Raw genomic sequence first — 17,955 nt, 5'->3', positions numbered from 1 at the left:
TCTGGTTGATTATATTGTTCGTCTTGCTTGGTTTCAACCTATTTCTGCGGATGCGACTTCAGCCAAGCAAGCACCTCGTCGATTGTCGTTACCGGCACGATGTTCAGATCTGGTGCACCAGATCGTGCTTCAGCAAGTCCCTCCGCGGGCACGAAGAACACATCGGCATCCGTGCGGCTGATCGCATATGCCTTCTGTGGAATGCCGCCAACCATGCCAATGGAACCATCCGGCTCGATTGTACCGGTGCCAGCCACTCGTACGCCATTCGTAACCCCTCCCGGAGTCAATTGATCAATTAACGCCAGCGTAAGCATAGCCCCATGCGATGGGCCGCCTATATGCGCGATATAGTGTCGGTACTCAATCTCGCGAGGAATATCCGCATGCCAATCATTTTCTACCCCAATGCCAAAGACCGCACGCTTTGGAAGGTCCTCTACCACCTCTGCTTCACCTGTTGGCGATTCAACCGTTAATGTATCTGTTCCCCGGCGTAATGTTACTTTCACTTCATCACCAGGAGTGACATGATTAATCATATAAGTCGTCATCTCATCGATGCTGTTAACTTGCTGCCCATTAAGCGCCACAATGACATCTCCAGCCTTAATAAGTGACTTTGCTGGAGCATCTTCTGCAACACCAAGCACTCTGGCTCCTGTCAGCTCGATTCCTTTCCCAAGGCCAGCCTTCCCCATCGCAATGGCACCTGCTACATCGTTTGCCCCTTGCTTCATCTGAACGACTTCGGTATACGACTCTGTTAAAGGTGGCTCATCCTTACTCCGCCGTTCGAAGGTATACATGGGCAGCAGCTTGCTATATATCCAATCGGCCGGCACTGCAATACGTTCAAACACCAGAACGCCGCTAATGCTCCCCTCAGGCTTCCCGCCATCTACATGGGCGTACCGATTCATCGCCATCGTAAGACCGGGATACGTGACATTATAGGAGGTTGGAAAGGCAAACAATAAGAAAAGAAGTACCGTTCCAATCAACCAGGCCAAGCTTCGCCATGGCCATCTGAGTCTGCTCCCCTTATTAGCAACCCTTCTGTATATGGCATCACTCCAGATTAGATCAACGAACACGATGAGCAGTCCGATTCCGAGTACCACAAGCTCGATAATCAAATCATCCGGTTTCACCAGCACAAACACAAAGCCAATGATACTTACAGCAACAAGGATACACCTAACGGTTAACAGCATCCATCTCCTGCTTCCGCTGCGACAGCTCCACAGCCTACGTACACCAAACGCTGCGCCAATCCCCCATAATAGCGGAATAATCGCCAGACCATACAGAAGCTCGTCGATCATATCCATCCACAGACGGCCAGAAGATAAGCGAAGTGGTGCAGGCAGCCAGATCAGCTCCGCAACAAGAATATACAAGATCACACAGGCAATCCCTGCAAAATAATAACGAGCATAGCGAAGCATCGGGTACACCAACTTCCTAAGGAATAATATTCAAAAAAAGACTCAACATCTCTGTTGAGTCTTTCCATTCTAATCGTATCTATTCCTGCTATTAGTGTTCGCCGTTGTTGCCTTTAGAAGGGTTTGTTACAGCAAAGCCTTCTTCTGGTGTATAGAAGTAGTCGATGCGAACGCCGTCGAGGAAATCATTATCCTTTTCCAAGATAACGTCGATCTCTTTGTCCGTCGAAACAACAATGTCCTTCTCATTAGGATCGTCAATTGCTAGTCCATAATGAGCATGGTCACCATGTGAATGTGTTACGTATACACGAAGCTTTTTGCCTTCATGTTCAGGCTTGTCCAGCTCTAATTTTAATACTTTAGCGGCACTGCGCGTGATTTTGATGTTCATGATTTACACTCCTTTTTATGGTCGGCCGATGGGTAACATTACCTACAGTCTATTATACTTCTTCTCCATTCTGCGGGCAAACCATTCTGCGAGCAGCATCGTCACTGCAATATCATCAATCGGGAGAAAAGGAAGCGCATCGGGAAGCACCCAATACAAGATAACCGGCACAAGAAAAAGCAGTTTGTCGATTATGGCGACATCTCTTGCGATTAACAGCTTGTATATTCGGACAAAAGTATTTCTCCAATGCCGAAGCGATAACCATTTGCGCATGAGGCACACCACCTTCATTACTTTTGCCGACAATTATAGCATAGGTGTGCCCCAGAAGCATCTTTCTCTATTTAACGGTGAAGCACCATAAACTCCTTCAATAAAGGCCCAACCTTTGCATAGATTTCCTCGAACTTCTCGACAGGCAGCGGATTCGCACCAAATCCCGCTTCAACGGTAAAGCCTGGCCGCCGGAAACGTTGAATGAACCAATCTTTATAGCCTGCATCACTGCCTGTCAGCTTAACCGGCTTGTAGCCGCTCGCCTCGCCAAGTCTGTCCGCAAGCACCTCTGCCTGCTCGGGTTCATATTCACGGTAGTTCCAATAAATCTCCTCACCTTGAGTATGTAAAGCGAGAACAGAGTCGAACGGGATAGTCTGAGTTAGACGGGCAAGTGCCTGTGCTTCAGGTTCACTTAATGGGAATGGACCAGGAAAATCTCGGGGGCCGGGACCTTCCATTCCTCTGCGCAGCCGCTCCTCCTCCCAATGGGCAGGGAACTGATCATTCAGATCAACCCCTCGTATATTCGCTTTCCATTGATCAAACTGCTCGGAGCCTTTATTCCATTGTAATAGCTGCTGCCGATACGGATGACCAGGTTCGATCCCTTCAAGCGCGAGCTGGACACCATCCGGATTAACCATCGGAACGATCCATACTTCCGTCTCACGATATAACCGGCATGCCTGTTCCCCGAACAGCTGACCATCCTGGCTGCATGCTTCCGCCCATTCTTCAACAAACCTCATGAGTAAGGGAGTCGTAATCCATTCATTCGCATGGAAGGATGCGTTCATATGAATACGCCTTGAGCCTTCACCACATTTCAAGGCTACAATTGGTCTGCCAAGCACACTATGTCCTATGACATAGCCACGAAGGAAAGGAAAAGCACGCATCAGCCTGTCACATTCCCCGACCAATTCCGAATAACCATATTGCCCGCTCGATAAGTCTACCATCCCCACTTCCTCCCTCAGTTACCGGACATATGCTGCAATCTTTATCATGCTATTCATGGGTTCGGCAGCACATTCCAAACGAGAGCCTCACAAGGCATGTAAAATAATAAAAGCCGCCCCTCGCCATAATTAGGCGAATCAGGACAGCTTTTATACGAAAGACTCAACCGATCTGCGGCACCTGCCACACGACTGGTATCATCTCAATTTGTTCCCCAAGCCATTGCTGGGTAATTGACTTGAATATGAGTGGATCCCCACTGCAGGAGAACTGATGAACCGGCAGCTCATCGCCGCGTGCAAGGTTCCCTTTAACATGTAAGATATCACTTACTTCACGGGCAGTTTCATCCGCGGAACTAATCAGATTAATGCTAGGGCCAATGACTTCCTGGATCACATCTGCAAGGAACGGGTAATGTGTACAGCCTAGTATAAGGCTATCCATCGGATATTGGCGAAGATGACCGATTGAAAGTCGGATCGTTTCATACGTTTCGAAGGATCTGAAGTTCCCTTTCTCAACGAGCGGAACGAATAACGGGCATGCCTCGCTGATCACATGCACATGCGGCGAGATCTCCCGCAAGGCGTTCTCATAAGCACCGCTGTTAATCGTACCTTCCGTACCTATAACACCAATACAGCCGGTAAGAGTCCGGCCAATTGCTGCTCTAGCCCCCGGCTTGATCACGCCTACAACCGGAATATTAACTCTTGCACGGATATCTTCCAAAGCAAAAGCGGTAGCGGTATTACAAGCTATAACAATCATTTTTGGACGGAATTGAGTGAGATAATCTACAATTTCACGCGTAAATTTAGTTACTTCCTCCGGATCCCGAGGACCGTAAGGAGCTCTGGCGGTATCGCCAAAATAAACGATCCTTTCACGCGGCAGCTGGCGCATGACCTCTCTGGCGACGGTTAAGCCGCCTACGCCTGAGTCTAGTATCGCAATCGGTTGCTGCACAAACACACCGCTTTCTTAAACATTTGTTGTAAAGGATGACCATGAAGCTTCAATACTATATGAGATTTGGCACAAAAACGTACCTACATCTTATATTAATATTGGACAAGGTTCAAGGAAATCGAAAGTGGTGAAAGGAATTATGCAGCAACAGGCGTCGATACGTTTGTAAGCTTGTTAATTAATGGTTTGCAGTTGTTTTTCTTCCACAACTTCCGCTGTATTTTCGAAAGCTTCTTCTACTTCATCTTTCACTTCTTCAATAGCGTCTGCTGCTTCAATCCGGCGCTGCTTCACACTTTCTACTGCCGCTTCTGCTGCTGCTTTGGCTGTATCAGCAAGTTCAGTTGCTTGGCTGCCAATTTGTTTGGCAAATCGTACAGTCGTCTCCGACACTTGACCTGCTGCTCTAACGGTCTGCTCCTGAACTTTTCTTGCACCTTCCGAAATATCCTGGCGCAATTCTTTGCCCGCTTTAGGTGCTAACAATAATGCTGTTACAGAACCAATAATACCTCCTGCCAAAGCTCCAAAAAGAAATCCTCTTGTTTGTTTACCAGTTGCCATGTTAATTGCTCCCTTCAATATGGTGAACTATTCGCCCTGCCCGTTGCCTGGCTGGTCATAACGTTTACGGTTAGTCTGCCATTGCTGCCAGAAGCTCATACCAAGCTCCATCCATTCCAGCATGGTGCTAGCTTGACGCTCTGCGGCAGCACTTTCAGCATGCTTTACCGCTGATTGCGAAAGGACGCCCGATACACGATTGATCGCCTTGGTTGTATGCCCAATCGTCTCCCCGATCTGACCAACTGCTTCGAAAAGGATGCCTGCCTGCTGCAGCTGATTATGAGCGGTCTGGACTGTTTGCCCTGCGGTATCTGCAAATGCTCCCACCTTGCTTGATACTTGTCGTATATCTGCCTGCGTCTCTTCCATCGACACCTGCAGCTTTGCCAGCCTGCCGAGTGCTGTGTACACGCCTAGCAGCAAACCAACAGCAAGAGCTACAAAAGCTATCGCAGCGATAAGCGCGCTCCATTCCATAACCGTCATGACCATTCCCTCCTTTAGCCCCGAGCGGGCGAATGCCCATTTCGTATTGCCATTATAAGCAGCATGGGCTTGTCTTGACACAAGAGCGCACAACAAAAAAAAGCTAATGGTTAGCAATCAACCATTAGCTTCCGTTTTCTATTCCGATCGTATAGCTGCATCTTCCTCCGCCCTTGGCGAGGCATTCCGTCCGTTCAACCTTCGTTTGAAGCAAGGATTCGAATAAAGACAGCTCACAGCTGCACGCTTGCTCATATTTACCTGCCACTTGTGCAATCGGGCAGTTATATTCATGTAGAATGTATTGACCATTCGCCTTATCTTCTGCTTTTGCCATGTAGCCCCCGGCATTCTGAATCAATTCCAGCTCCGCTACTTTCTGCTCCAGGCTTTTGCCGGTCATCCTTGGCTCATATCGATCGAGCAGCTTCTTCTGACGACCTTCGAACATGCGGGTAATTAGTCCTGCCGTCTCCGGATCTTCTGACAGCTCTTCCAGTAAATCAATCGCAAGCAAATTATAGTTTTTCGGAAAACGATCATCCGCTTGCATCGTCAACTCGTAAGTATGAATAGGCCGGCCCATGGCTTGTTTAACAGAAATGACACTGATGCTTCCTTCCCGCTCCAGTGCATACATATGCCTTCTTACAGCCATTTCAGTCAAACCAAGCTCGCTGGACAGCTGTCCTGCGCTTAATCTGCCATTTGTCTTAAGCAATAACAATATTCGGCCCCGTGTGGTACCTTCAACGCTGCGGGATTCCGTTTCTAAATTAAGCATCAACCCATAACCACCTTCGCAGGCTTTGTTAGGGCCATTGTAACGTATTTCATTCTTTTCGTAAATTGGATTAATGCTATAGTTCGCGTTCCAAATACTGTTCAACAGAATGACCAAACTCACGAAGTTGATCCGGCAGCTCGCGAGTCATCGCGTGAAGTTCCGTTCTTGGCCAGCTGTAATAGTCTTGTACAATCGGCTTACGAAGCTTAACAAGCTCGATTAGCAGCGGCTGTATGGCTGCAGGGAAAGCACCAGCTTCACCGGTAATCTCGATAATATCCTCATAACTGCTTGCGTCCCTCAATATAAACCCATCAATCAAATAACTGCCTACATCAGTAATTGTCTCAATCGCAAGATGCAAAGCCCGTTCTTGAGCCAGCCCTTCAAGTAAAGTGCCCTGCCAATTGGATGCCAATGATTGCAGCGCTGATGCAATGTCAGGAATGGCTTGAAGTCTTACTTCAATTTGCTCTCGATTTACATAATACATACTTTATTCGCCCGCTTTCAGCCTTGCTTTCTTCTTTTTCCCTTTTCTCTTTAACCATGCCACCATCACAACACTGCTGATGAGAATCACGATTAGATAGGTCATAATCTCGAATACGTCTCCCATGAACTTGTCCGCGCTCCCCTTGCCGCTATTCGCTAACGAAGTCAATCGCGACAGAAGCTTCGCGCACTTCGTTCATATGCTCGATGACTACTTTATGTACCGGATGAACTTGATACGCTTCCAGCGCTTCGAGTGACTCAAATTTCGTAATTAGAGCGATATCGTAAGAGCGAGCCGAATGAATAACATCAAGTCCAACCTCAATTGATTTCAGTTCATCGATCTTGCCTTCCATATTTCTTAATACTTGAGCCGAACGTTCGACGCTTTCTTCACTGTTATCCTTCAGTTTAAACAATACAATATGTGTAATCATTAATGGTCATGCTCCCTTCAACTTGTCGAATGACAAATATCCTTTTGTCACATAATAACCCAAGCAGTCGCATTACGGCAACATTAGCCTGAGAAAGGATCGGTACGTTATGCGCTATCCCGTTACATTTGTCGCTACTCTCATAGGACTTGCACTATGTGTCTATAATTCAACCGGCTACGACCCGCATAATTTCGTGTTCTTTATGTTCAGCATACCGGCTTGGGTCGTGGACTTGTTCGTTGATATCCATGATGTTAATGTCCTGCTGATGTATATTCTAACGGTTGCATCCTGGGCGCTGCTCGGATTCATTGCAGACAAACTGATCGAACGCGGCAGAAACCAGGATCGCCGTGAAGCTTAACAAATCGAAAGAGGAGCCGCAAGGCTCCTCTTTCTGTTCCATCTTACATTATGCCGCTTCTACGATAAGCTTTGTTTTCATCTCCATATGACCTGTACCACATGGAACGGAGCAATGCATCACATATTCACCTGGCTTGTCGAATTCGAGGTTAGTCTCCAGGTTGTCACCTTCGAGATCAACGTTCAGTTCATCGATTTTCAACCCGTGGATACCGCTTTTATTTTGCAGCTTAAGAATAACTTTGTCGCCAACTTTAACTTTGTATTCCTCTTCGCCATAAGTAAAGTCGCTGTTCGCTTCAACCTTAACTAATACAGTACCTTCAGGAAGTGAAGCGGATTCATCTACCGGCTTAGCTGGGAGGCCGAATGTCAGCAAGTATACCCCCAGAAGAGAGGCCGCTGATAATAGTACGAACATGATCCATTTGTGCATTGCTACGTGCTCCCCTTTGCGATCTTAATGTCTTAGTGTTTAGTTCTTATATTACATAAGATCGTCCGAAGTTCTCAACCTTAAACTGCAGAATTAGGAAAAGTTTTTTCCCGAATATGACAAATCAATGAACTTTTTGTGTCTTATGCTTTGAAGTATTGCTTTATTAATTGCTCAGATTCTGCCTTCAAAAAACTCCAAGGCAGGTAACAGTGATGTTTGCTCCCTCTGCACATATAGAATGTGTCGAGGCCATCCTTCTGCCTCCGCTCCTCAACAGGCTTAATACCAGCTTCTCTAAACTTGATGCGAAGCGCAGCCTGATCAAGCAATACCCGGTCCTGTACACCACGAAGCAGTGATTCATACAATCTTGGAAGCTTAATGGAGCCTGTCCCCATCACCCTTATATCATGATCCAATATGAGCATCACAATTCCAAGCAGGATATGACGCTGTACAAGCGCCATATCTTCATCTGTTGGAGTATTGCTCACCCGTTCCTGCAAGTCTGCATGCCGGATAGCCAAAGATAACCGCCCCCTATAAATCGAACATTTGTTCTCATTATAACGAACACAGCTTGGACGATGCAACCCTAAAACTTACTTCCCTTTATCCTTCAGCACTTCAATGATTTTGCGGAGCCGGTCTGGGAGCGGCAGGCCGATTCGACCATAGTTCTCTATTATGGAAATGATTTCATTCGCAATATAGAAATAGATTGCTGCTCCCATTGTAACATTATCCAATTCAAGCAAAATATCAATCCGATGTGCTAGAAGAATGACGAGAAGCATCATTCCCTTGCGCGCTAGACCCCAAGCTCCAAAGAAGCTGTTTAGACCTCTTCCTTCTTTAATCGATGCGGTAATACCAGATACATAATCAATGCCCATTGCAACTACTAACAACGTGAGAGATTCCATCCAACCACCGAATGCAAAAGTAATCATAGAGCCGACTATGCCGCTAACCGAGCATACCATGACTAACTGCAATTCTCGCCACCCCTTTCTGCCATTTAATCTATCTATCTTATGCAGATAAGGGACAGGTGGTATGTTCATTTGATTGTTATTCTATGAAAAGGGCTAATGTGCATTGTAACGGTCCAATGCAGCCTTTTGGATCGCAATGGCACGGTTGATGTTTAATGCTTTAAGCTGAGTAACATAGTCATCGAAGGAATCCAGCGGATCAATACCAATAATGATCCGAAGCGACATCTCGTCTACAAGCGTCGTCACATCCTGCATAATCGCTGAGAGCTCTGCACTTTCCCGCTCCGTCTTCTGAACCGGCGGCAGCATATATTTGTCCGCGTCAGTATTTGCCCAAATATCCACCGCGTCTTTCTGTTCCTGCAGCATATAATATTGCTCCATATAAGCAACATCTTGTACAAACGGACCAAAATAGCTGGCTCTGCTGTACATGGCAATTGCTTGAGAAGGGGCAAGCTTATCCGGATTGTGCAAAATAAGGTCTGTGTAAGTCGGTTTACCGTCCTCCATCGTATAGCTGACGCCTTCGATGCCGAAGTTGAACAGCAAATGGCCTTCCTCACCATAGCCATAATCCAGCATTCGCACAGCTTCCACGGCATTGCTGCTCTTCGCGGAGATCGCAACTCCTCCACTGCTCATATAAGGATTCACTCGCTGCCCAAACATCGGCCGATCCCCTTCATGAAGCACCGGATATGGCGCAGCGACGAACTCCGCCTTAGGGTCTTTCTCCTTTATTAGGGGCAGCCAGGTTCCGATACCAGAGCCGGCATTCCAGATACTTGCCCCGCTTCTTCCTGTCACCATACTGGAGTCGATCGTTCTTGTATCCACTGTTGCGATATTCCTGTCGATCAGACCTTCCTTATACCATTCCCGGAACAAGGATAGAAACTGCTTATAGCTTGGTTCCATTGGGCCGAATTGGACTTGTCCATCTTTTAAATAGAAGCCTTTCTTGATACCAAATGCTCCAACAAAAGCACCGTTCTCAATACCAAACAACGGGCTTGGTGTACTAAGGAAGGTTAATGGCGCCTTGACCCCTTTTTTCTCCTTAAACGCCTTCAGCACGTTGTGCCAGTCATCAATCGTAACCGGAACGGACAAGCCCAGTTCATCCAGCCAATCCTTGCGGATAATCGGACCTTGATAAGTTCTAAGCCTTACATCGCCCTGTATAAATGGGAAAACGTAATAGCTGCCGTCAGCGGTCTTGATCTGCTTGTCGATATCCGGATGCTCCTGTAAATACCGTTTCAGATTAGGAGCATACTGGTCGATTAGATCATTCAGCTTCAGAATATAACCATCATTAATCGCCTTCTCGGGACCGCCGGGAAAAGATGCCCATTCATATTCGATCATGTCCGGTAGCTCTCCCGAAGCCAGCATGATGTTTAGTGCCTGCTTCGCTTGATTCGAAGGAGGCTGAATAAACTTTAGCTTAACGCCTGTCCGCTCCTGCCATTCCTGGAAGAAGGGAACTTCTTGGAAGCTTGGTTTGACGCTGGCCGCATTGCCGTTTAATTCGGCCCAATACGTCAGCGTAGGTTCCTCCGTTGTTTGATCTTGATTGGAATCAGATAGCTCGGGCAGTTCCGCATTATTTGATTGCTTGCAGCCGGTCAGACTAGTTATCGTAAAGACTGCGATCAGGAGGATCGTCATTATGTGGTGTTTCATCATCTTATTAGCCTCCTAGGCGCTAATTCATTTCTTTGTATTTGCCTGGTGTAATTCCTTCATACTTTTTGAATACCCGGATAAATGTCGCCGCATCATTATAGCCAACAGCCTTTGACACCTCATTAACGGATTCTTGATTTTCAGTCATCCGGCGCTTCGCCTGTTGAATCCGATACTTATGAAGATAATCAAGCATTCCTTCCCCTGTCTGCGTCTTAAACAGCTTGGACAAATAACTGCCCTTCAGATCAAAATACTCTCCGATCGTATTTACGTTCATATTCGAATCACTAAAGTTTTCTTCAATATATCCGGCAACACGTGCCGTCAGATCTCGCAGTGACTCCGCACGTTCATGAGTCACATTAGTTTCCATCCTTGTAGAAGCGAAAGCGCATACATCCCTTAGTAAAGAATGAAGCTCCTGCTGCATCTCCTGAACGGTATCACAGGCGAGAATGCTGTCCATCCATTTCGGATTATCGTTCAGCACACTTCCCTCTCCATTACCAAGTTCATTAATAGCCTTCACCATTGTCCCAACCAGATTAAACATAAAACATTTGGCCAGCGTTAACGACATAACCGGTTGATGGAAGTTACGTTCCGTAATCTCATTCATGAAGGCGGAGGCTTGTTCAAAGTCGCCAACCTTAATTAGATTAATCAGCTGCTGCTCGGCCTGCAGCGGGTAATAATAGCCAAATTGGACGTCCTCTGAAGGCATCGTACGAATCTCGTCATACGTGATGATGCCTTTTTTGCCAAGTACCATTTTATATTCCATCGCATCTACCGCTTCATTATAGGCTGCCGCAATACCCGGTAATGAGCTGTGCTTGCCGCCGATCGCAACCGTAAGGTCCATATCATAACGCTTCAAGAAGCGCTGTGCCTCTGTCGCGATTCCATGCAGATCGTTCTTATAATCGCCCTCATCTTCACCTTCATCTTCAGCAGATAAATTAACGAGACAGACCATCATATCATCCACTTCTGCCACATAACCCGCATGTTTATATCGTCCTGCGAGTTCCTCCACAACGTTGCTGATGATGAACTGGATGAATCTTCTGCGGTCATTATCATCGATACCTGGCAGCTTCTCGTAAAGGCTTTCATCATTCTCGATCACAAATAAAATAACCGCGTAATCCTCTGAGATTTGCTCCATCCGATAGGTCTTAAAAGCTTCTTCATATGGAATAGGGGAATCCAGCCGCCCTTTGAGCAGCCTGCTCAGCATATTCGAACGCAGGACATTATGGTGCATTTGAAGCTGCATCACAATATTGTCCTTCTCGCTTCGCGTCCTGCTGATAGCCCGTTGAATGAAGCTGAGCTCATTCCATTCGGTATGCTCATCCGTTGTATTTTTATCCGATAACGACTGCACCAGCTTTTGAATAGGCGAATAGTTGCGGCGCATGAAGAACCATGTGAGTACCCCTGCGCCCATCACGCTAATCAGAATACTTACCAAGGTAAGCTTGCGTACATATTCGGCTTTCTGCCAATAAATACTGCTTGGAATCACAAGCGCATACTTGAGATCCGATACGGACGATTGCAGGTAGAAAATTTCCGAGCCACCCGATTTCAATGAGGTTGGCATCTCCTTGCCGCCGCTCATTACCCTTTGCAGAACAGCCTCTTCGCCCTGCTTCTTCGGCAGATTGGACAGCAGCACCTCATTATTGCGATTCAAGATAAGCACATAGCCGCCGCTATAACCCGAGATGCTTTCTATTGCATCTTGGAATCTCGCCAGATCCGTCATCACAACAACCGTACCAGCCTTCCTGCCGTTCAAATCCTTCGGCAAGTGAGTGATATAAGCAATAGCGGTCTGATTCAAGTGTGCATCGGTATGCGGCAGTACCGTAAATTGATTATGCTCGGAGCCCTCAATGGCTTTCACCCATCCGTCATAATCCATTTGTCCCGTCTCATGTAACGTTGCGAACGCCGTCTTCATATCCCGGACGTTACCGGAGCGCAAAACCGCATGCTCCCGCTCCCACGTCACGTAAAATTCATCTATGGATGCATAGGAGGATTGATAGGTTTGAAACTCCTTCACGAGCTGATAGGCATCAAACTGTACATCCGCTTCGGATCTGTTCGAATACATTAAGGTTTGCAGCCTGGCATTCCAGGTCAGCTCCATCGTCAACCGTTTCATCTGATCAACCTGATTGTCGATCGTATAGCCAACCTGTTTGAGCAGCGAATCATTCGCACGATGAATCTCGCTGCGAAGGGCTGCACTCGACTGTGAATATACAATTAAGCTGATTAGAATAGGTACGAATAATACCGCACAATAGGAAATGAGCCATGTCACAATGATGCTCTTCCGTTTCTGCCATATGGATCGAATGTTCAAGCCGAAATCTCCTCGCCTTAGCTTTAGACCCCTATTATAAGCATAGAAAAGGCACATTCGGAAGTTACAATATGTTCAAAACGATTGACGATAGCTCAACTAAGCGATATTTCCACCCTAAAACAGCACAAATAGCCCGTTTGGATTCCTCCATTCGAGCTATTAGTTAGGGTGTCTATGAAACTGATTAGAACATGCGCTGTTTCCAGCCGTTTAATTTGGCAATGGCTTCAACGAAGAAATAGTCTCCGTAAATGAGCGATACATCGACATTTTGTCCCGCCGGTTTATGTCCAGTACCATGCTTTAAGATTGCCTCATGCGATGGTTCATCCCAAGTACCGTAGTTAGCATAAAGGGATGCCAGAATCCGCTCCGCTGCTTCGCGGTATACGCGCCCTTCCTTTTCTGTTAAAAGAGCTGCCAGCTCGATTAGACCTGAGGCTGCAATCGCACCAGCTGAGGTATCACGCGGCTCTTCCTCCATTTGCTCCGATGCCCGGAAATCCCAATGCGGAACATGATCATCTGGCAAATTCGCAATGAAGTAATGGGCAACACGCTGAGCCGCACGCAAGTATTCGATATTGCCCGTGTAACGGTACGTATTCGCCAACCCGTACAGCGCCCAAGAAGCGCCGCGGCTCCAGCCGGAATTTGGTGCTGCCCCTTGACCGCCGCGCACCTGATCAAATTCGCCGGTTTCTGGATCAAAGCAGACAATGTGATTGACAGAGCCGTCTTCTCTGATGAAATGACGGAGCACGGTATCGGCATGTGCGCTTGCGATATGCGCGAACCTCGGATCTCCGCTTTCCGTCGAAGCCCAATATAAGAGAGATAGATTCATACAAGTATCAATAATCGACCAGCCATGCATATCACCATTCCAGGCACGGATGAATCTGCCGTTCAGGTTGAAACGGCCCGTCATGAAGTTGGCAGCAAACAAACCACGGCGACGAGCGTCTTGATCACCGGTAATCCGGTATTTTGCAACCGCCGTTGGCAGGAAGTGAAAGCCTACATCATGATCAAAGGAATTGGGAACTAGCATTTGCGCTTCCAGCCGCTCATCCCAATTCCAAGCTGCCATCTTATATTCTTCCTTACCAGTCACTTCGTTCATCAGCCAGAGAATACCTGGCCAAAAACCCGAGGTCCACCAGTCAATCTTCTGATCATCATAAATGCCATCTGCTTTTGCAACATGCGAAGACTTATCTCCGATTTGGGCGATCATGCGCTCTACTTTTTCTTCGAGCTGTTTCCAAATCTGTGAACGATCAAGTGTCTGTTGCGTTGAACTAGTCTGCATCATCCTGCCTCCCAAATGTTCAATTAGAATTAGCCTTTAACGGAACCTACCATAACGCCTTTTACGAAGAAACGCTGTACGAATGGATAGACACATAGAATAGGTACGGTCGCAACCATAATGGTTGCATATTTGATCGTTTCGCCGATCTGGAACCGATCTCCTGCCGAAGCCCCTGATGACATACTGTCAGTGGAGTTCGCGATTAGAATTTCACGCAGCACCAGCTGCAGAGGGAACAGCTCCCGGCTTCTAATAAAGATAGATGCGTAGAACCAGCCATTCCATTTGTCCACAGCATAATACAGGATCATAACCGCGATAACAGGCATGGACAGTGGAATAATAATGCGGAACAAAATTGTGAAATGATTCGCTCCGTCAATTTTGGCCGATTCTTCGAGTGCCTCTGGAATCCCCTTAAACGCTGTCCGCATAATGATCAGGTTAAAGGTGCCGATCGCAAACGGAATAATGGTTGCCCATAACGTATTAAGCAAGCCTACTCCCTTCACTACTAGGTATAACGGAATGAGGCCGCCTCCGAAAAACATGGTTAATAGAATGAGCCCCATAAACAAATTATTCCATAGCACATTGTTGCGGGAAAGCACATACGCACCAAGCGCTGTCATAATCAGATTAAGCACGGTGCCGAACACAAGGATGAACAAGGTATTTTTATAACCGGTCGTAATACCCGGATTCTTGAATACGCTTGTGTAGGCCTCCCAGCTGAATCCCAGCGGATGCCATAAAATGCCTTTGTTCGCTACAAGCTGTCCTGCATTACTGAAGGAGGCGAACAGCACATATAACAGCGGGTATAACGTTGATACGATCAATATCGTCAGAACGGCGTAAATGATTACGTCGAATACTCTCTCCGAGAAGGTCGCCTTTATTTGCATCTATTCTCACCTCACCATAAGCTGCTTTTATTCACTTTGCGGCTGATATAATTAGCGGTTACGAGCAAGAGCAGGTTCACAACCGAGTTGAATAAACCAACCGCCGAGCTGTAGCTCCAGCCAAATTCCAATAACCCTTTCCGGTAAACGAAGGAGGATATAACATCCGCCGTATCGTATGTAACCGGGTTGTATAACAGAATGATTTTCTCAAAACCAACGTTAAGCATATTCCCCATCCGCAGAATGAACATGATAGTGATGGTCGGCAGAATGCCAGGGATCGTAATGTAGAAAATCTGCTTCAACCGGCTTGCGCCATCCATTCTTGCTGCTTCATACTGCTCCTGATCAATACTCATTAAAGCCGCGATATAGATAATCGACTCCCAGCCAATCCGCTGCCAAATCTCTGACAAAATATAAATCGGACGGAAGAGCTCCGGCCTCTGCAGCATCGCTTGGCCATCATACCCAAACAGCATAAACAATCTATTAATAATGCCGTCACCATTCGTAAAGTCCGTAATAATCCCGCAAATAACGACAAGAGAAATAAAGTAAGGCATATACGTGATCGTCTGGGCTACCCGTTTGAATGTCTTGTTGCGAACCTCGTTAATGAGCAGTGCCAGCAGAATCGGTGCGGGAAACTCAAAGATTAGCGAATATAAACTGATGACAAGCGTATTCTTCAGGATCCGTATAAAGTAATAACTGTTGAAAAAGTCGTGGAAATGCTTGAGTCCTACCCAATCGCTGCCTAGAATGCCTTTCATCGGCGAATAGTCTTTAAATGCAATTAGTGCCCCGTACATGGGAATGTAGTGAAAAATAATATAGTAGGCGATGACTGGAAGCATCATCAGATACAATAGTTTGTTAAGCTTAAAATCGCTGACGATTCGGTTCTTCTTGACTTGCGGATTTGCCACGTCGGTGTTCACCTCGCTCCATATTGAGGGAGAGGGAGAAGGCATAGCCCTCTCCTCCTCGGACTTCTATCTATTAACGGCTGTTATAACGGTCAAGAGCCGCTTGCTGTATCTCGATCGCACGATCCAAGTTGAGCGATTTCATTTTCTCCACATACTTGTCGAACGCCTCGACTGGGTCCGTACCCAAAACGATCTTGAGTGACATTTCGTCTACAAGTGTGTTGATGTCATTCATGATCGCTGCATACTCAGAGGATTCTTCTGGTGATGGCGTAATTGGCGGCAGCTGGTATTTCGCTGCATCGGTTTTTTGCCATGTCGTTACTGCATCACGCTGCGATTGAAGAGCAAAGAATTGCTCCGCATAACGTTTGTCCTGAACGAATGGACCATTATAGCTGCCGCGTGCATACAGCGAGATCGCTTGTGCAGGAGCAAGCTTGTCCGGGTTTTTGAGCAGAAGATCTGTGTAGGTCGGGTAGTCATTTACCATGTTGTAGCTGACGCCTGCTGTACCAAAGTTGAAGAACAAGCCGCCTTCTTTGCTGTAGCCGTAGTCAAGCATTTTGACAGCGAGCGCTGGATCTTTCGCCTGTGTAGTAATCGCAACTGTACCTTCGGATGCGTACGCCGTGTTGTGCTGACCGAATTTTGGCGTGTCGCCTTTCTTCAGGACAGGATATGGTGCGCCGACCAGAACAGCTTTCGGATCCTTCGCTTCTACTAGCGGCTGCCATTTGCCAATACCGCCGCCAGCATTGCCGATCGATGCTCCCGTTGAACCGGATGCGATGTTGCTGTCCACCGATTTGGTGTCTGCTGTTGCGATATTTTTGTCGATCAGACCTTTGGAGTACCAGTCGCGGAACAGCGACAGATATTGTTTATAGCCGTCTTGCTCAGGGCCAAATACAACCTTGCCGTCTTCTTGGTAGAAGCCGCGAGTTACGCCAAATGCTCCCATGAAGGCACCGTTGCCGCCATCATTAAAGAAACGTGGTTTGCTGTTGAACGTAAGTGGCGCAGCTGCCCCTTTTTTCTCTTTGAATGCTGTAAGAGCAGCTGTCCAATCGTCAATCGTTTCCGGAACCGGCAGGCCAAGCTCATCGAGCCAGTCTTTGCGGATAATTGGACCTTGGAAGACACGAAGATATTCATCACCACGGATGAACGGGAACGCGTAGTAGCTGCCGCTGTCCGTTTTCACCATTTTGTCAATATCCGGATTGTCCTGCAGGTACTTCTTCAGGTTAGGTGCGTATTTATCAATCAGATCATTCAGCTTCACGATGTAGCCGTCTTGGATTGCTTTCTCTGGACCACCTGGGAAATCACCAATGAAGTTGTACTCCACCATATCCGGCAGCTTGCCGGAAGCGAGCATTACGTTAAAGGCCTCTTTTACTTGTCCCGTTGGCGGTTCGGTGAACTCCAGCGGTACACCGGTCACCTTCTGCCAGTCTTGGAAGAACGGAATATCTTTGTGTGATTCTTTCACGCCGATCAATTGACCGTTAATCTCGCCCCAATACGAAAGCGTCTTATCTGTCTTAATTGGATATGTTGTTGCTTCTGCCGGCTGTTCTGCCGAATTGTTGCCGTTATTGCCTGTGTTGCTGCTCGAGCTGTTCTTTTCATTATTAGAAGAACACGCTGCAAGCATTGTTCCCAGCAATGCAATGCTAAGTGAACCTGCTACCCATTTGTTCATGACCCTACCTCCGTTTATTTGTGTAGTGAATGGCTACATCCACAGATTAACGGAGAGGCGATTACGTCGATATGGGCAAAATGTGCAATGGGATGGGGATTTGATAAGGGGGGAATTGATGATTTCGCCATTTGGATTGATTGATGGAAAAGAGATGAAGTGATGATTTGTACAATGCAATGGGGAAAATCGAGAATTGGAAGATGAGCAGGGATTTGGAATGGCAGAAATGTACCTCCTTCGGTCACTGTTGCTTGTACTTTGCTTGAACAATTTTAAAAGGTTGCAAAGTACAAGCAAAGGTGAGCGCTTCGCTCCTTCAGGAGATACATTTCCTCTATTCC

At 46.9% G+C, this 17,955-nt stretch carries 21 protein-coding genes; 1 reads left to right on the top strand and 20 read right to left on the bottom strand.

Annotated elements, in window-relative coordinates:
- Window positions 1–38 precede the first annotated feature (38 nt).
- The 11 genes from FHS17_RS19105 to FHS17_RS19060 all read right to left on the bottom strand — a co-directional run bounded on the left by FHS17_RS19105 (window position 39) and on the right by FHS17_RS19060 (window position 6,840).
- Window positions 39–1,451 (bottom strand): PDZ domain-containing protein, encoded by a 1,413-nt coding sequence (locus tag FHS17_RS19105; RefSeq protein ID WP_167280008.1) that lies wholly within the window; start codon window positions 1,449–1,451, stop codon window positions 39–41.
- 91 nt (window positions 1,452–1,542) lie between these two features.
- On the bottom strand, window positions 1,543–1,845 hold the full coding sequence (locus FHS17_RS19100; protein WP_167280007.1) for an iron-sulfur cluster assembly accessory protein: 303 nt from the start codon (window positions 1,843–1,845) through the stop codon (window positions 1,543–1,545).
- A gap of 42 nt (window positions 1,846–1,887) precedes the next feature.
- The gene (locus FHS17_RS19095) at window positions 1,888–2,121 is read right to left on the bottom strand and encodes a hypothetical protein (protein ID WP_167280006.1); all 234 of its coding nucleotides are present in this window, start codon (window positions 2,119–2,121) and stop codon (window positions 1,888–1,890) included.
- 71 nt (window positions 2,122–2,192) lie between these two features.
- Complete coding sequence (locus FHS17_RS19090; protein WP_167280005.1) at window positions 2,193–3,089, bottom strand: M14 family metallopeptidase; 897 nt, start codon at window positions 3,087–3,089, stop codon at window positions 2,193–2,195.
- Between the two features lie 163 nt (window positions 3,090–3,252).
- Window positions 3,253–4,062: a glutamate racemase gene (gene racE / locus FHS17_RS19085; protein ID WP_167280004.1), complete on the bottom strand. Its 810-nt coding sequence runs from the start codon at window positions 4,060–4,062 to the stop codon at window positions 3,253–3,255.
- Between the two features lie 177 nt (window positions 4,063–4,239).
- Window positions 4,240–4,629, bottom strand: a complete 390-nt coding sequence (locus FHS17_RS19080; RefSeq protein ID WP_167280003.1) for a YtxH domain-containing protein — start codon at window positions 4,627–4,629, stop codon at window positions 4,240–4,242.
- Between the two features lie 27 nt (window positions 4,630–4,656).
- Window positions 4,657–5,118: a DUF948 domain-containing protein gene (locus FHS17_RS19075; protein WP_167280002.1), complete on the bottom strand. Its 462-nt coding sequence runs from the start codon at window positions 5,116–5,118 to the stop codon at window positions 4,657–4,659.
- Window positions 5,119–5,242: 124 nt separating this feature from the next.
- Window positions 5,243–5,902 (bottom strand): helix-turn-helix transcriptional regulator, encoded by a 660-nt coding sequence (locus tag FHS17_RS19070; RefSeq protein WP_167280001.1) that lies wholly within the window; start codon window positions 5,900–5,902, stop codon window positions 5,243–5,245.
- A gap of 76 nt (window positions 5,903–5,978) precedes the next feature.
- Window positions 5,979–6,398, bottom strand: coding sequence for a DUF86 domain-containing protein (locus FHS17_RS19065; RefSeq protein WP_167280000.1), 420 nt, complete (start codon window positions 6,396–6,398; stop codon window positions 5,979–5,981).
- 3 nt (window positions 6,399–6,401) lie between these two features.
- Complete coding sequence (locus tag FHS17_RS30930) at window positions 6,402–6,524, bottom strand: hypothetical protein (RefSeq protein WP_279590370.1); 123 nt, start codon at window positions 6,522–6,524, stop codon at window positions 6,402–6,404.
- A 25-nt stretch (window positions 6,525–6,549) separates the two neighbouring features.
- Entirely contained in the window at window positions 6,550–6,840 is a 291-nt protein-coding gene (locus FHS17_RS19060) for a Dabb family protein (RefSeq protein ID WP_167279999.1), read from the bottom strand.
- Window positions 6,841–6,949: 109 nt separating this feature from the next.
- On the opposite strand from FHS17_RS19060, the gene FHS17_RS19055 reads away from it, so the two are divergent.
- The gene (locus FHS17_RS19055) at window positions 6,950–7,207 is read left to right on the top strand and encodes a hypothetical protein (protein WP_167279998.1); all 258 of its coding nucleotides are present in this window, start codon (window positions 6,950–6,952) and stop codon (window positions 7,205–7,207) included.
- A 48-nt stretch (window positions 7,208–7,255) separates the two neighbouring features.
- On the opposite strand, the gene FHS17_RS19050 is transcribed toward FHS17_RS19055, so the two are convergent.
- The 9 genes from FHS17_RS19050 to FHS17_RS19010 form a co-directional block, all read right to left on the bottom strand.
- Window positions 7,256–7,645, bottom strand: a complete 390-nt coding sequence (locus tag FHS17_RS19050) for a cytochrome C oxidase subunit II (RefSeq protein ID WP_167279997.1) — start codon at window positions 7,643–7,645, stop codon at window positions 7,256–7,258.
- 143 nt (window positions 7,646–7,788) lie between these two features.
- Window positions 7,789–8,175, bottom strand: coding sequence for a YhjD family protein (locus tag FHS17_RS19045; protein ID WP_167279996.1), 387 nt, complete (start codon window positions 8,173–8,175; stop codon window positions 7,789–7,791).
- A gap of 75 nt (window positions 8,176–8,250) precedes the next feature.
- Window positions 8,251–8,646 (bottom strand): phage holin family protein, encoded by a 396-nt coding sequence (locus FHS17_RS19040; RefSeq protein ID WP_243865428.1) that lies wholly within the window; start codon window positions 8,644–8,646, stop codon window positions 8,251–8,253.
- Between the two features lie 93 nt (window positions 8,647–8,739).
- Window positions 8,740–10,344 carry an extracellular solute-binding protein gene (locus FHS17_RS19035; RefSeq protein ID WP_167279995.1) on the bottom strand — a complete coding sequence of 535 codons (1,605 nt, stop codon included), beginning with the start codon at window positions 10,342–10,344 and terminating at the stop codon, window positions 8,740–8,742.
- A 19-nt stretch (window positions 10,345–10,363) separates the two neighbouring features.
- Window positions 10,364–12,733 carry a helix-turn-helix domain-containing protein gene (locus FHS17_RS19030; RefSeq protein ID WP_167279994.1) on the bottom strand — a complete coding sequence of 790 codons (2,370 nt, stop codon included), beginning with the start codon at window positions 12,731–12,733 and terminating at the stop codon, window positions 10,364–10,366.
- Window positions 12,734–12,920: 187 nt separating this feature from the next.
- On the bottom strand, window positions 12,921–14,051 hold the full coding sequence (locus FHS17_RS19025) for a glycoside hydrolase family 88 protein (protein ID WP_167280084.1): 1,131 nt from the start codon (window positions 14,049–14,051) through the stop codon (window positions 12,921–12,923).
- Between the two features lie 29 nt (window positions 14,052–14,080).
- A complete protein-coding gene (locus FHS17_RS19020) occupies window positions 14,081–14,962 on the bottom strand; it encodes a carbohydrate ABC transporter permease (RefSeq protein ID WP_167279993.1) in 882 nt (293 codons plus the stop codon).
- A gap of 11 nt (window positions 14,963–14,973) precedes the next feature.
- Window positions 14,974–15,828 carry an ABC transporter permease gene (locus FHS17_RS19015; protein ID WP_208420472.1) on the bottom strand — a complete coding sequence of 285 codons (855 nt, stop codon included), beginning with the start codon at window positions 15,826–15,828 and terminating at the stop codon, window positions 14,974–14,976.
- Window positions 15,829–15,970: 142 nt separating this feature from the next.
- Window positions 15,971–17,611, bottom strand: a complete 1,641-nt coding sequence (locus tag FHS17_RS19010) for a type 2 periplasmic-binding domain-containing protein (RefSeq protein ID WP_167279991.1) — start codon at window positions 17,609–17,611, stop codon at window positions 15,971–15,973.
- Between the last annotated feature and the right edge of the window lie 344 nt (window positions 17,612–17,955).

Source organism: Paenibacillus lupini, assembly GCF_011761355.1.
GTDB classification, from domain to species: domain Bacteria; phylum Bacillota; class Bacilli; order Paenibacillales; family Paenibacillaceae; genus Pristimantibacillus; species Pristimantibacillus lupini.
Note: the sequence above shows the minus strand (reverse complement) of the source record. Positions and strands in the feature narration are given on the sequence as shown.

Coding starts and splice junctions, on each gene's coding strand:
- FHS17_RS19105 (WP_167280008.1), bottom strand. CDS start 1,451: ATGCTTCGCTATGCTCGTTATTATTTTGCAGGGATTGCCTGTGTGATC.
- FHS17_RS19100 (WP_167280007.1), bottom strand. CDS start 1,845: ATGAACATCAAAATCACGCGCAGTGCCGCTAAAGTATTAAAATTAGAG.
- FHS17_RS19095 (WP_167280006.1), bottom strand. CDS start 2,121: ATGCGCAAATGGTTATCGCTTCGGCATTGGAGAAATACTTTTGTCCGA.
- FHS17_RS19090 (WP_167280005.1), bottom strand. CDS start 3,089: ATGGTAGACTTATCGAGCGGGCAATATGGTTATTCGGAATTGGTCGGG.
- FHS17_RS19080 (WP_167280003.1), bottom strand. CDS start 4,629: ATGGCAACTGGTAAACAAACAAGAGGATTTCTTTTTGGAGCTTTGGCA.
- FHS17_RS19075 (WP_167280002.1), bottom strand. CDS start 5,118: ATGACGGTTATGGAATGGAGCGCGCTTATCGCTGCGATAGCTTTTGTA.
- FHS17_RS19070 (WP_167280001.1), bottom strand. CDS start 5,902: ATGCTTAATTTAGAAACGGAATCCCGCAGCGTTGAAGGTACCACACGG.
- FHS17_RS19065 (WP_167280000.1), bottom strand. CDS start 6,398: ATGTATTATGTAAATCGAGAGCAAATTGAAGTAAGACTTCAAGCCATT.
- FHS17_RS30930 (WP_279590370.1), bottom strand. CDS start 6,524: ATGGGAGACGTATTCGAGATTATGACCTATCTAATCGTGATTCTCATC.
- FHS17_RS19060 (WP_167279999.1), bottom strand. CDS start 6,840: ATGATTACACATATTGTATTGTTTAAACTGAAGGATAACAGTGAAGAA.
- FHS17_RS19055 (WP_167279998.1), top strand. CDS start 6,950: ATGCGCTATCCCGTTACATTTGTCGCTACTCTCATAGGACTTGCACTA.
- FHS17_RS19050 (WP_167279997.1), bottom strand. CDS start 7,645: ATGCACAAATGGATCATGTTCGTACTATTATCAGCGGCCTCTCTTCTG.
- FHS17_RS19035 (WP_167279995.1), bottom strand. CDS start 10,344: ATGATGAAACACCACATAATGACGATCCTCCTGATCGCAGTCTTTACG.
- FHS17_RS19025 (WP_167280084.1), bottom strand. CDS start 14,051: ATGCAGACTAGTTCAACGCAACAGACACTTGATCGTTCACAGATTTGG.
- FHS17_RS19020 (WP_167279993.1), bottom strand. CDS start 14,962: ATGCAAATAAAGGCGACCTTCTCGGAGAGAGTATTCGACGTAATCATT.
- FHS17_RS19015 (WP_208420472.1), bottom strand. CDS start 15,828: ATGATGCTTCCAGTCATCGCCTACTATATTATTTTTCACTACATTCCC.
- FHS17_RS19010 (WP_167279991.1), bottom strand. CDS start 17,611: ATGAACAAATGGGTAGCAGGTTCACTTAGCATTGCATTGCTGGGAACA.